This window comes from Hylemonella gracilis ATCC 19624 (assembly GCF_000211835.1).
Classification (GTDB): domain Bacteria; phylum Pseudomonadota; class Gammaproteobacteria; order Burkholderiales; family Burkholderiaceae_C; genus Hylemonella; species Hylemonella gracilis.
In genome coordinates this window covers 1-13,812 of sequence record NZ_AEGR01000093.1, presented here as the reverse complement: position 1 = coordinate 13,812, position 13,812 = coordinate 1, and the positions used below count along the sequence as shown (strand labels likewise).

General features: G+C 67.3%; 8 protein-coding genes. 5 read left to right on the top strand and 3 right to left on the bottom strand.

All coding sequences use genetic code 11. The features are described 5' to 3' along the window. Positions 1–112: 112 nt before the first annotated feature. Complete coding sequence (locus HGR_RS14115) at positions 113–727, top strand: glutathione S-transferase C-terminal domain-containing protein (protein ID WP_006298988.1); 615 nt, start codon at positions 113–115, stop codon at positions 725–727. A 104-nt stretch (positions 728–831) separates the two neighbouring features. Here HGR_RS14115 and HGR_RS14110 read toward each other — a convergent pair whose 3' ends face one another. Beyond that, entirely contained in the window at positions 832–2,058 is a 1,227-nt protein-coding gene (locus HGR_RS14110) for an HD-GYP domain-containing protein (RefSeq protein ID WP_039853718.1), read from the bottom strand. Positions 2,059–2,284: 226 nt separating this feature from the next. Between HGR_RS14110 and rfaE2 the strand changes: the two genes are divergently transcribed. Next, the gene (rfaE2, locus tag HGR_RS14105) at positions 2,285–2,788 is read left to right on the top strand and encodes a D-glycero-beta-D-manno-heptose 1-phosphate adenylyltransferase (protein ID WP_006298982.1); all 504 of its coding nucleotides are present in this window, start codon (positions 2,285–2,287) and stop codon (positions 2,786–2,788) included. Positions 2,789–2,858: 70 nt separating this feature from the next. On the opposite strand, the gene glnE is transcribed toward rfaE2, so the two are convergent. After that, positions 2,859–5,756 (bottom strand): bifunctional [glutamate--ammonia ligase]-adenylyl-L-tyrosine phosphorylase/[glutamate--ammonia-ligase] adenylyltransferase, encoded by a 2,898-nt coding sequence (gene glnE, locus HGR_RS14100; protein WP_006298981.1) that lies wholly within the window; start codon positions 5,754–5,756, stop codon positions 2,859–2,861. Positions 5,757–5,783: 27 nt separating this feature from the next. On the opposite strand from glnE, the gene HGR_RS14095 reads away from it, so the two are divergent. Then, the gene (locus HGR_RS14095) at positions 5,784–10,310 is read left to right on the top strand and encodes a YhdP family protein (protein WP_006298979.1); all 4,527 of its coding nucleotides are present in this window, start codon (positions 5,784–5,786) and stop codon (positions 10,308–10,310) included. 49 nt (positions 10,311–10,359) lie between these two features. Here the strand turns inward: HGR_RS14095 and HGR_RS17590 are convergent, their stop codons facing one another. Further along, positions 10,360–10,515 carry a hypothetical protein gene (locus HGR_RS17590; RefSeq protein WP_006298978.1) on the bottom strand — a complete coding sequence of 52 codons (156 nt, stop codon included), beginning with the start codon at positions 10,513–10,515 and terminating at the stop codon, positions 10,360–10,362. A 79-nt stretch (positions 10,516–10,594) separates the two neighbouring features. On the opposite strand from HGR_RS17590, the gene mltA reads away from it, so the two are divergent. Together mltA and HGR_RS14085 are read left to right on the top strand one after the other, a co-directional pair. Further along, positions 10,595–11,779 (top strand): murein transglycosylase A, encoded by a 1,185-nt coding sequence (mltA, locus tag HGR_RS14090; protein WP_006298977.1) that lies wholly within the window; start codon positions 10,595–10,597, stop codon positions 11,777–11,779. A gap of 158 nt (positions 11,780–11,937) precedes the next feature. Then, positions 11,938–13,812, top strand: a 1,875-nt coding sequence (locus tag HGR_RS14085) for an indolepyruvate ferredoxin oxidoreductase family protein (RefSeq protein ID WP_006298976.1), incomplete at its 3' end; no start/stop codon positions are given.

Here is a 13,812-nt window from a genome sequence, read left to right as displayed (position 1 = left end):
GTTCGGGGGTGCCGTGGGGTCCGGTATTCGCGATCAACAGTCCAGGTGCCGTTCAGAAATTGGCTCACACCAGCCCCGGCATGGTCCCCTGGCTAGAATCGGCCGCATGAGTTTGAAACTGATCGGGTCCTACACCAGCCCTTATGTACGCAAGGTGCGCGTTGTGCTGGCCGAAAAAAAGCTGGAGTACGACTTCGTGTTGGATGATGTGTGGTCCGCCGAGGCGCGGGCCCCTGAATCCAATCCCCTGGGCAAGGTGCCTTGCCTGATCCTGGATGGTGGGGAGGCGCTGTTCGATTCCCGCGTGATCGTGGAGTACGTGGACACCCTCTCGCCCGTGGGCCGTTTGATACCTCCCGCAGGACGCGCGCGGGCGGAAGTCCGCACCTGGGAGGCACTGGCCGATGGCGTGATGGACGCGGGTTTGCTGGCTCGCATGGAAGCCACTTGGCCGCACCGGACCGAGGCCGAGCGCAGCCAGGCTTGGATTGAGCGGCAGCTCGGCAAGATCACGGCGGCCCTGGCGGCCATGAGCAAGGGGCTGGGGCATCAACCTTACTGCGCGGGCGCGCAGTTCGGTCTGGCCGACGTCGCGGTGGGCTGTGCGTTGGGCTACATGGACTTGCGTTTCCCGCAAATCCCCTGGCGCACGCAGTATCCCAACCTCGTGCATCTGCACGACAAGCTCATGCAGCGGCCCAGTTTCGCGGACACCGTGCCGCGCTGAAGCTGTCGGCCGACCACTTCCATCACAACTAAAAAAACGCCGCAGACCTGCACAGGTCGGCGGCGTTTGTTTTTGCGTGCGGTGGGGCTGGGCGTGGTCCGAGATCAGACCGTCATGGACAGGATGCGCTGCAGGTTGATCTTCACCTTCACCTCGCGCGACTCGATGCCCGCGGCGATGCGGTAATCGCTCATGGCCGTGTCACGCAGCACCGGATCCACGATGGCAACGCCGTCGCGGTTGGTCAGCACCGCGACCTTCGGCGTGGTGGTGTTGGCGCCACGCTTGACCACGATCGCGATCTCGTCGGTCACCAACTTGACGAAGGAACCCGGTGAGTGGATGCCAACGGCCTTGATCAGGGCCGCGCCGGCCTGGTCAACCTGTTGGTTTTCATCGAAATAAGTGGCCTTCATGGCCATCGCCGCGGACGACGGCGTGCGCGTGGCGCGTGGCGAACGACGTGCACCGAAGGAGTCAGCGCGCTGGATCAGGCGCGCCATGCGGTCGCCCATGCTGTTGCGGTCCGTCAGATTGCCCGAAGCCGCCGCGTGGTGGCTACGCACCGCTTCCAGCCAGGTTTTGTCGCGAACGCCGGCCTGGGTCAGCAGCTCCACCGAGCGCAGGGGATGGTTGTTGACCAGTAGGCGCTGCTCGGGTGTCAAAGGGCCTTGTTGTTGCGTCAGCTTGTCCTGCAACTCCGTCATGCCCACGTTCATGGAAAGCGCAGCCAGGCTGACCGTCATTTCATCGGCTTCCGGCCAACCCAGCACATCACGCGCTGCCAAGCCGCACATCACGCTCACCAGCATGGCGTGGGTGGCGCTGTACATGCGCACTTCGTTGGTCGACAGATGGAAGAGCGCGAGCAGCGCGGCGTCCGGGTTGCGTATGGCGTGCTGGCGCAGACGCTTGTGCAGGTGCGTCAGACGCCCCAGAAAGGTGGGGCCTCCCCCATCACGCAAGATCGTGTTGGCTTCCGATTGGTAATCCAGCCAGTCGGGCGGACCAATGGGCACGTCGTCTTCGTCGCGCACCAGGGCCGCACTGGCGTCGGTGACGTGGGCATCGGCGATGCGGCCGATGGAGCGGTCCCGTTGCACCATGTCGTTGAGCATGGCACGGTAGGCGCGGTTGTGCGCTTCGGCGTCCGCTTGGTCGATGCACAGAGACAGGCCACGCCCAACCAGGCGCTGGATCGTGGCGCGGTCGGGAATCGAGTAGCCCTTGTTGGCGATCACCGCACCTTCGGAATCCATCAAGGGGAATGCCAGAGGATGCCCGATGCGTATGGAGTCGATGCTGATGGGGACGAGTTTGCCAGTTGCCATAGATTCTCGATTATGCAGGCTTATAGGAGCGCCACAAAGCTGGAAATTGCCTCCCAGCGACCTCGGGGCCTGTGGGCCGACGGCGGGCTCGGCAAGTCCCAGATCGCCTGAGCAGAACATGCACGGGACATGCCAGACCCCGGCTGGCCGGGCCGGGGCCCCATTGTGCCTGCCTTCCCCACTAAGATCACACGGCCTGTTTCGACGTCTCAACGAACGGCCCATCATGTCGCTCCTGCCCCCCGTCCCTGCCTCAGGACCAGACTTTCTGGACAAACTCTGCCCGCGTGCCGCCCTGCAAGCCCGTCTGGCTGGCTTACCGCGCCCGCTGGTGTTCACCAACGGCGTTTTTGACCTGATGCACGTCGGCCATGCCATCTATTTGGGCCAGGCACGTGCGCTGGGTGCCAGCTTGCTGGTGGCCTTGAACACGGACGCGTCGGCGCGCCGTTTGGGCAAGGGCCCGGAACGCCCGCTCAACCCTGAGCATGATCGCGCCGCCCTGATCGCCGCCTTGGGCGCGGTCGATGTGGTGACCTGGTTCGACGAGGACACGCCCCAGTCTTTGATCGGCGAGGTCCGGCCCGACATCCTCGTCAAGGGCGGCGACTACGACATGAGCCAGCTGCCCGAGACCGCCCTGGTCGAGCGCTGGGGGGGGCGTGCCCTGGCCCTGCCTTTCGTCGAGGGGTACTCGACCACTGCCTTGGTGAAAAAAATCCGGGGTTGACGCAGCGCCAACCACTCTCGGCAGATGTCCTGACAATGGGTGGGCCGACCACCCACCCAAGCCTGATGACTCAGTGTCGCTTGTCCGTTTCGAACACCGCCGCCCACAGCGCCAGCACTGCGGCCCTTTCGACTTGCACCTGGGTCAGCGGTACTTGCGGGGTGACCTCGTCCAGACGGGCCTGGTGCTGGATGCGGCGCAACTCGCGGTAAGCATCCGCTGCCGCCGCGCCCACGTGGGTCGGCAAGAGTCCCGAGGCTTCCGCGGCGCGCAGCAAGGCAATGTTGCCGCTGTTGCGGCGCAGTTCGGGGTGGTGTGCCGCCTGGGATAACACCAAAAACTGAACCGCGAACTCCACGTCCATCATGCCGCCCGCGCTTTGTTTCACGTCGAACTGGCCTTCGGGCACCGCATGGGCCTGACGCACACGTTCACGCATGCCTAGAATTTCTTCGCGCAAGGCCTGGGGGTCGCGGGGTGCACAGATCACCGCGTCCCTTACCGCGTCGAAGCGCTGACGCAAGGCATCGTCACCCAGCACGAAGCGGGCGCGGGTCATGGCCTGGTGTTCCCAGGTCCAGGCCGTGTTGCTGCCGCGCTGTTGCTGGTAGTTGGCGTAGGCGTCGAAGCTGGTGATCAACAGCCCCGAGTTACCGTTGGGCCGCAGGGCCGTGTCGATTTCGTACAGATCACCCTCGCCCGTCTTCACGGTCAGCCAGTTGACGAGTTTGCGCACCAGCAGGGCGTAGACCTCGGGCGCGTCGTCATGGGCATCTTCGTAGACGAACACGATGTCCAGATCGCTGCCATACCCCAATTCCTTGCCACCCAGCTTGCCATAGCCGATGACCCCGATTTGGGGGCCGTCGCCAGGCTCGGTGCGGTGCTTCTTGCGCAAGGCGTCCCAGCACCAGCGGGTGCTGACGCGCAGCACGGCGTCGGCCAGGGCGCTCAGGTCGTCGGCCACTTCCTCCACGCTGAGGTGCTTTTCCACGTCCCGCGCCAGGGTGCGGAATACCTCGGCGTGGTGGGCGCGCCGCAACAGGTTCAGGAGGGCTTCTTCATCGCCATCACCGGTGTCGCGCAGCGCCTTGCGTCGGGTTTCCAGCTCGTTCTCGAAGGCGATGGGGTCGAAACGCGCGGTCAGCAGTTCCCGACCCGCGAGTTCGTCGATCACGCCGGGATGCAAGAGGAGGTAACGCGCCGGCCAGCGCGCCGCGCCGAGCAGGCGCAGCAGCCGTTCGTGCACGGCGGGGCGTTCCAGCAACAGCGCCAGGTAGCTTTCCCGGCGCAGCAGAGGCTCCAGCCAATCCAGCAGCCGGGTGAAGGCCAACGTGGCGGCGGGTTCGGGCCGGATCGCGCCCTCGGCAGCCTGGGGCGCCAGCTTGAGCATGCGCGCGCTACGTTCCAACAAGCGCAACAGGCGCCCCTGAGCGGTCTCGCTCAAGGCCTGCACCCGGGGCTGCGCGTGCCAGAGGTCGTAGCGCTCGTGCAGGTCGATGGGCAGATGCGCGCGCAGGGTCTCGAAGCTGAGTGCCGCGTCGGCTGGCCGGCTGCAGCGTCGGCAGTCCTTGTCGGGGCCGGGAGGGCTGTTGCCCAGCAAGGTGTCGAACTCCTGGGCCACCACTTCGCGGTGCGCGTCTAGCTGGGTCAGGAAGTCGCAGATGTCGGAGCCGCAGCCGCGGCTGCCGAGGTAACCCAGGCTGCGCGCCATCCAGCGCAGGTCCGCGTCCTGGGTGGGCAGCACGTGGGTTTGCTGGTCGTCCAAGTACTGGATGCGGTGTTCCACCTTGCGCAGGAAGACATACGCCTCGGCCAGGGCGGCGGCTGTCGCCGCCGGCATCAAGCCGGCCGCCGCCAGGCGCTGCAGGGCGGTCAGCGTGGGCCGGGTGCGCAGCTCGGGAAACTGGCCCCCGCGCACCACTTGCAGCAGTTGCACGATGAATTCGATTTCGCGGATGCCGCCGCGCGAGAGCTTGACGTCGTTGCTGCGCTCGGGACGGCCCGCGCTGCGCTTGTTGGCGTGTTCGCGGATCTGCCGGTGCAGCACGCGCAAGGCCTCGAACACGTTGTAGTCCAGGTAGCGCCGGAACACGAAGGGCGTCACCAGGGCGCGCAGCGCCATGACGGAGTCATCCCGTTTGCCCGAGCTGTCCTCGATGCGCGCGCGCGGCGCGACCACGCGGCTCTTGAGCCAGGCCAGCCGCTCCCATTCGCGGCCCTGGGCGTGGAAATAGGCCTCCAGCGCATCCAGCGAACAGGCGGTGGGGCCAGAGTTTCCGTTCGGCCGCAGCGCCAGGTCGACGCGGAAGACGAATCCATGTTCCGTCACGTCGGCCAGCAGGCCGCCCATCGCGCGCACGGCCTTGGCGAAATACTCGTGGTTGGAAATCCGGTGCCGACCCTGCGCGTCCCCCGCCGTTTCTCCGTCTTCCTCGTAAACGTAGATCAGATCGATGTCGCTGGAGACATTCAGCTCGCGGGCGCCCAGCTTGCCCATGCCCAGCACCCAGAACTTGCAGCGCGCCCCATCGGCCTTGCAGGCCGGGCCGTGGGTGGCGTCCAGCGTGGTCAGGGCTTCGGCGCAGGCGGTCTCGAGCGCGAATTCGGCCAGCGTCGTCATGCCCTGGCAGATCGTCTGCAGGGGTGCCTGGTGCTCCACATCCAACACGGCCATGCGCTCCAGCACGAGCTGCCGCAGGATGCGCAGCGCGGCACCGGTGTCGTGACCGCCACGCGCGGGTTCGCGCAGGCGTTCGTAGGTTTGCTTCAACGCCTGGAAATCCGGGGCGCTGACGCGCTCGCCCGGCGTGGCCGCCAGAGGGGGGAGCAGATTCAGCAGGTCCGCGTAGCGGCGGCGCACCCGCTGGACATAACGGGAATGGTCCGCTGTGACGTTCGTTTCATCGCTCGTTGAAACGCCACATGCATCGGCCGGTTGGCAAGGCGTGGCCACGTTGCGGGTCATAATTCTCGGGAAGTTTCCATCTGCACAATGAATGCCCTGCCGCATCGCCTGAATTTGCGCTCTACTCTCTCGCTCCAGGCATGGGTCTGGCTGACGCGCGTGGTGTGGTGGCTGGTCTTGCTGCTCGTTCTGCTCGGTTGCGCCGTCTGGGCGGGGCTGAATTTCTTCATTGTGCCCCGAATCGACAGCCTGCGTCCGATGCTGGAATTGCAGGCCACCCAGATGCTCGGACGGCCTTTGCGCATCGGGTCCATCCGCGCCGAAACCGACGGTCGGCTGTTGCCCTCCTTCGAGTTGCGGGACGTGATGCTGTACGAGGGGGCGGAAACGCCCGTGCCCGGCGCCACCGCCGACGGCGGTGACCGCGGCGACGTCAGCGCTGCACCCGTGCTGCGCTTGCCGCGCGTGCACGTTCAGCTGTCCTTGCATGCCCTGCTGCGCTTGGGGTTCGACCAGCTGGTGATCGATCAGCCTGACCTGACGGTGCGCCGCGCCGCCGATGGGCGCATCTACATCGCTGGCATCGAGGTCCCTCAGCAGTCCGGGGGCGATGGCCGCCTGGCGGACTGGGTGCTGTCGCAGACCGAATGGCGCATCACCGGCGGAAGCGTGCGTTGGATCGATGAGACGCGCCCCGTCCCCCCCGTGGCCTTGCAGGGGCTGGAGTTTCGCTTGCGCAATGGCGCGCGCACGCACGAATGGCGGCTGGATGTCCAGGCCCCGGACGAACTGGGTGGCCGTGTCAGCCTGCGCGGACAGTTGCGCGAGCCCCTGTTCTTCGCCCGCCCGAGTGAGTGGCAGCTGTGGGATGGCGAGCTGTACGCCGAACTGGAGCGCGTCGATCTGGACGCTCTCAAGCAACGCATCGCCTGGCCCACCGCACTGACCCAGGTCCACTTGGAAGGCGGCAGCACCGCGCTGCGCGCCTGGGTGGACGTCGAGGAAGGGCACATCAGCTCCGTGACGGCGGACGTGGCGCTGGGGGGGGTGCTGCTCAAGCTCGGCCCCGATCTGCCCGCGCTGGACGTGAATCGTCTGGCCGGACGCTTTGGCGCCCGCTGGGGCACCCGTATGGGCGGGTCCTTGCAGGACGGCAGCTACGAGGTGTCCACCGAGGGCTTGCGTTTTGACACCCGCGACGGACTGGTCTGGTCCAGCGGTGACGCTCGCGTCAGCCTGGCCGAGTACCGTCCTGGCCAGACTCTGGCGGCCGTGCGCTTGCAGGACATTGACCTGGGAGTGCTGGCCGGTCTGGCCCGTCACCTGCCGCTGACCGCCCAAGCGCAGCAGAACTTGTCGCGCTACGTGCCCAGAGGTCGCGTCGAACGTTTGCAGGCGAACTGGCAGGGTCCCTCCGGCAGCATGCCCGAACGCTACGAGGTCGAGGGTCGCGTGTCGGGGCTGGAGGTCGCGGGACAGGCCGGCCTGGATGGGGCGGTCGAGGCCCCGCCTGGCGTGGCCGGGCTCACCTTCGATTTCGAGATGAATCAGGATGGTGGCAGCGCCAAGGTCCAGTTGCGCCAAGGCTTTCTGGCCTTGCCCGGGATGTTCGAGCCCGCGCGTCTGGCGCTCGATCCGCTCAGCGCTGATCTGCGCTGGCGCCTGAAGGCGGGTCAACTCGACAGCTTGCAGATCAACAACGCCAGGATCGCCAACGCCGATCTCCAGGGCGATTTCCAGGCTGAATGGAAGGCGCCGCGGTCCACGCTCCAGGGCAGCTCGACTTCCCCAACAGGACAAGGCCACCTGGGCCATCTGGATCTGCAGGGCAGCTTCAGCCGCTTGGATCTGGCGAAAGTGCACCGTTACCTGCCCTTATCCCTCTCCGAGCAGGCCCGCAATTACCTGCGCGAGGCCTTGCCCCGCGGCCGGGCCAGCCAGGTGCGCGTGCGGCTGATCGGTGATCTGGATCAGTTCCCTTTCCGTCAGGGCGCGGGGGAGTTCCGCGTCACAGCCCAGGTTCAAGACACGACCTTTGTCTACCTGCCGCCGTCCTTGCAGAACCAGGGCGAGCTGCCTTGGCCGGCCTTGCAGGATATGCAGGGCGAGTTCCTGATGGAGCGCGACGGTCTGCAATTGCGCAACTTCAGCGCCGCCGTCGCGGGCGCCCCCCGTGTGCAGCTCGCGCAAAGCCAAGTCCAGATCCCGCAACTGGGGTCGAACATGCACGTGCAAACCGACCTGAACTTCACCGGTTCGCTGGACGAAATGCTGCAGCGCATGGTGGTGGCCTCGCCCTTGGAGGTGCTGCGCCACAGCGCATTGGGCCACGCGCGCGCGACGGGTGAGGCCGCCGTCCGCCTGCGGCTGGACTTGCCACTGGCTGCCCCCCAAGCCAGCACCGTCCAGGGACAAGTGCTCTTGACAGGGAACACGTTGCGGCCCGGGCCAGGGTGGCCCGCGCTGAGTCAGGCGCGCGGGCTCGTGCACTTCAGCGAGCAAGGCTTCGCGTTGAGCGCGGTGCAAGCCCGATGGTTGGGGGGCGATGTCCAGGCCGAGGGCGGGACCATCCCCGTTCCGGGCGCCGTGACCCTGCAATCCACCTTCAAGTCGGCCCTGTTGCCGACGCCCATGCCACCCTCGTCAACGCAGCGCCCGCGCTTGCGGGTTCAGGGCCAATTCACCGCCCAAGGCTTGCGCCAGGCCGGACAGGACGACAGCGGCAGCGAGGCCTTGCGCAAGCTGGCCGCCTTGGCGCGGCAGATGGAGGGGGGCGCGCGTTACGAAGCCGAATTCGGCTTGAACGAGGGCGCCCCAGAATTTTTCTTTCGCAGCGATCTGCGAGGCCTGGCCCTGAGTCTGCCCGCTCCCTTGCGCAAATCGGCCGATCAGGCCCTGCCCGTGCGGCTGCAACTGGAGCGGCGTTCGCCGCGTGACCAGGAGGAGGCCAGTCTGGTGACCGCCAGCGCGGGTCAGCGCGGCTGGCATGACCGGCTCAGCCTGGAGGTGGGCCGCCTGCTGCAGCTGCGCTACGAACGCGTGAACGTCGCGGATCAGGAGCGGCCTCGCGTGCTGCGGGGCTTGCTGCGCATGGATCTAGGGGGGCCGGAATCGCTGCAGCCCTCGCGAGACGCGTGGGTGCTGCCCGATGCCGGTGTGCGCGCCGTGCTGCGTCTGGGCACGCTGGACGTGAATGCTTGGCTGGACGCCGCCCGTCAAGGCGTGGACGCGCGCGCGGGCCTGGCCCAGGCGCCCCGCGCCGCCAGCTCAGCGCCCGCGCCCACCGCCGCGGACCCGGGCTGGCTTGACTATCTGCCCACGCAATGGCGGGTGCTCGGCGACCGCGTGCAGATGAGTGGGCAAAGCCTGAACGACTTGGAAGTCGATGTCACCCGTGACGGGGGGACCTGGCGCGCGCAGTTGGCGTCTCAAGAAGCGAGCGGTGAGCTGAGCTACCGCATGCCCTTGGGCGTGGCCCAAGGAGGGGCCCCGGCCCCCCCAGCGGGATTCCTGCATGCGCGCTTGACGCGTCTGCTGTTGAAGACGAAGTCGGCCGAGGCGGATCCGCCCAAGGCCGTGGACTCGGGTCGTGCCACCGAGGACAACCGCGACATTCCCACGCTCGACGCCTTGGACTTGCCGGCGCTGGACGTCGTGATCGAGCAACTGCGCCTGGGCAATCAGTCCTTGGGCCAGTTGGAGGTGGAGGCGGGCCATGTGCCCGCGCCGGCCGCGTTGAACGTCGCCGCCCAAGCAGGGCCGTCCTGGGTCTGGCAACTGCGCCGACTGCGCCTCGCACTGCCGGAAGGTGAGTTCACGGCGCAAGGGCAATGGCCCGCCGCGCTCACTGCGCCTGCCGTGGCTTCGGCGCCGGGTTCAACGTCGCCTGCGCCCCGGCGCAGCACCGTGGACTTCCAGCTGGCCATCAAGGACGGCGGGGGTTTGCTCGCGCGCCTGGGCAAACCGGGGTTGATCGAGGGGGGGGCGGGTCGCATGCAGGGCCAGCTCGCATGGGACGGCGTGCCGTGGGCGCCGTCCCTCGCCGCGCTCGACGGTTCCCTCAAGATCAGCATCGAGCGGGGCCAGTTCCTCAAGGTCGAACCTGGCGCTGCGCGGTTGCTGGGGGTGCTCAGCCTGCAATCCCTGCCGCGCCGCCTGATGCTCGACTTCCGCGATTTCTTCTCTGATGGCTTCTCCTTCGACTTCGTGCGCGGCAATGTGCGCTTGCGCCAAGGCATCGCGCGAACGAACAACCTGCAAATGAAGGGCGTGGTCGCCGCGGTGCTGATGAGTGGGCAGGCCGACCTGCGGCAGGAGACGCAAGACCTGCGGGTGGTGATCGTGCCTGAAATCAACGCGGGCACGGCGTCGCTGATCGCGGCGTGGATCAACCCTGCCGTGGGCCTGACCACCTTCCTCGCGCAAGCCATATTGCGTCGGCCAGCCATCGCGGCGGCCACCCAGGAGTACCACGTCACCGGGAACTGGGTCGAGCCGCAGGTGGAGAAGGTGGACCGGCAAAAGCAGGACGGGACGACCATTCCATCCAAAGATGCCCCCCAAGACAACGCCAGCGAGGAAGAGCTGAATCCGTCCACCTCAGACACGCCCTGAGAAACACCCCCTCAGGTCGGTCCTCCTGGGCCATGGCCCAGGGACCCGCTCAGTCCCGTGGTCGTTGGCGCGCTGCGTCGGACTCGTCCACTTCTTGGGTGCTCCCGTCCAGTTCACCGCGCTTGCGGCCCGAGAACATCGTCCACCAGATGATGAACAGCAGGATCAACAAGGCGCCCAGGGCTTCAAGCAAAATCAACCACATGAAACGATTCCCGACCAGGACTAAAAAACAAGAAAAAGGCGGCCCACGCATTGTAGGAACGCCGTTGTGCATCACCGGAATGACCCGATGGGCGCTGGTGCCGATGTTGGTGATGGCGCTGGCCGCGTGCGGTGACCTGTCGGTCTATCACGCGCCGCCGCCGGTGCAGGATGCGTCCCGCCCCGACGCCACCCGCGCTGCCGAAGGCCCGGGCCAGCCGGGCACGGAAACGGGTGCGCCAGCCCTCGAGTACCCGACCAATGGCCGCATGTTGCAGCAGCCGCGCAGCCGTTGGATTCCGGTGGACTGGGCGGAGCTGCCGGGTTTTGGCGCTGACCCCCTGGGCGAGGCCTGGTCTTCCTGGCTGCGCAGCTGTGAACGCCCCGGCACGCTGGCGGCCGTCTGCGCGGACGTCAAACGCCTGGCCCCTGCCAGCGACGAGGAGCGCCGTGCCTGGATGCTGGCACGTCTGCAGCCCTACCGCATCGAAAACCTCGACGGCGAATCGCAGGGCATGCTCACCGGCTACTACGAGCCCGTGGCGGACGCGCGGCGCCTGCCCGATGCCCGGTTCAAGAACCCGCTCTACCGCGTGCCCGGGCCGCCCGCGCCGCTGGGCTCGCGCAAGCCCTGGTACAGCCGCGAGGAGATCGATACCCTGCCCGAGCCACAAGCGGCCCTGCGCGGGCGTGAGATCGCGTGGCTCGAAGACCCGGTGTCCGTGCTCAACCTGCAGATCCAGGGTTCGGGTCGCCTGCGCATCACGGAAGCCGACGGTCGCGAGCGCATGGTCCGTGTCGCCTACGCGGCCACCAACGACCAGCCCTACCGCAGCGTGGGCAGCTGGCTGCTGCAAAAAGGCGAAGTGAGGGACGCGTCCTGGGCGGGCATCCGCCAATGGGTGGCGGCCAACCCCGCGCGCGTGCAAGAGATGCTCTGGGTCAACCCGCGCGTGGTCTTCTTCCAGGAGCAGCTGCTGACCGAGGCCGACACCTTCGTCGGCCCCAAGGGTGCGCAGGGCGTGCCGCTGACGGCGGGGCGTTCCATCGCGGTGGACCCGCAAAGCATCCCCTACGGCGCGCCGGTCTGGCTGGCCAGCAGCGGCTACCTGCCCCTGCAGCGCCTGGTGCTGGCGCAGGACACGGGCAGCGCCATCACCGGCGCGGTGCGTGCCGACTACTTCGTCGGCACCGGTCCCGAGGCTTCGGCCGTGGCCGGGCGGATCAAGCAGCCGTTGCGGCTGTGGGTGCTGTGGCCCCGATGAACGCAGGGTTCTGAATGGGCGCGTGTGGCGGGGAAAACCCGGCTGCATGAAGCCTCAGCCTTCAGACATAGTGGTTTCCGGCCCGCCCACAAGGCGGTTCATGTCTGCCGCACCTTGGCCACCCCAAGGCGCGCACACCCTACCGGAGAACCCGCGTCATGAACGCTCCACTGCCCGCGCACGTGCGCCGCGCGCTCGACACCGTCACCCTCGACGACAAATACGCCCTCGCATCGGGACAGGCCTTCATGAGCGGCGTTCAAGCCCTCGTGCGCCTGCCCATGCTGCAGCGCCAGCGCGATGCGGCGGCGGGGCGCAACACCGCAGGCTTCATCAGCGGCTACCGCGGCTCCCCGCTGGGCACTTACGACCAGGCGTTGTGGAAGGCCAAGCCGCACCTGCAAGCGCAGCACATCGTTTTCCAGCCCGGCGTCAACGAAGAGCTGGCCGCCACGGCCGTCTGGGGCACGCAGCAGCTGGGCTTCGCTCCGCCGGGCAGCCACCGTTTCGACGGCGTGTTCGGTCTTTGGTATGGCAAGGGCCCAGGCGCGGACCGCTGTGCCGATGTCTTCAAGCACGCCAATTTGGCGGGCACCACGCCCTGGGGCGGCGTGATCGCGGTGGCGGGTGACGACCACGTGGCCAAGAGCAGCACGGCGGCGCACCAGAGCGACCACCTCTTCAAGGCCTGCGGCCTGCCCGTGTTCTTCCCGGCCAATGTGCAGGAGATCCTGGACCTGGGCATCCACGCCTGGGCGCTGAGCCGCTACGCGGGCGTCTGGTCGGGCATGAAGACCATCCAGGAGATCGTCGAGTCCAGTGCCACGGTGCAGATCGACCCCGGGCGCGTGCGCATCCTCATCCCCGAGGACTTCCAGATGCCGCCGGGCGGCGTGCACATCCGCTGGCCCGACGCGCCGCTGGACCAGGAGGCACGGCTCTACGATTGCAAGTGGTACGCGGCCCTGGCGTATGTGCGCGCCAACCGCCTCAACCGCAACGTGATCGAAGGGCCGGCCGATGTGTTCGGGCTCATCGCCAGCGGCAAGGCCTACAACGACACCCGCCAGGCCCTGCTGGACCTGGGGTTGGACGAGTCGACCTGCCGGCGTCTTGGCATCCGCCTGCACAAGGTGGGCGTGGTCTGGCCGCTGGAGGCGCAGCTCACGCGCGAATTCGCCCAGGGCCTGCGAGAAATCCTGGTGGTCGAGGAAAAGCGTCAGGTCATCGAGTACCAGCTCAAGGAAGAGCTGTACAACTGGCGCTCCGACGTGCGGCCCAATGTGCTGGGTAAGTTCGACGAAGGCGACGATGCGGCGGGAGGCCATTTTGGTGGGGAATGGTCCCTGCCCAACCCCACGTCGCATACCCTGCTCCGCGCCAACGCAGACCTGTCGCCAGCCCTGATCGCGCGCGCCATCGCCCGCCGCCTCAAGAAACTTGGCCTCGCGCGCGAGGGCAGCGACACCGCGGCGCGCATGGACGCGCACCTGGCCGTGCTCGACGCCAAGGAGCGCGCGATGCACGCGTTGGACCTGCGCACGAGCGGTTCAAAAGCCGCCGAGCGCCAGCCCTGGTTCTGCGCCGGCTGCCCGCACAACACCAGCACCCGGGTGCCCGAGGGGTCGCGCGCGATGGCGGGCATCGGCTGCCACTACATGGCACTGTGGATGGACCGTTCCACGCTGGGCTTCACGCAGATGGGCGGCGAGGGCGTGCCCTGGGTCGGTCAGCAGCCGTTCACGACCGAGCCGCATGTCTTCGCCAACCTGGGCGATGGCACCTACTTCCACAGCGGCATCCTTGCGATTCGCCAGGCCATCGCCGCGGGCGTGAACATCACCTACAAGATCCTCTACAACGACGCGGTGGCAATGACGGGCGGGCAGCAGATCGGCGAACGGCCCGAGGGACACAGCGTGCTGCAGATCATGAACAGCCTGCTGTCCGAAGGCGTGGCGCGGCTTGTCATCGTCAGTGATCAGCCCGAGAAGTACCGGGGCGCTGCGCTCGCGCAAGGCGTGGCGGTTTTG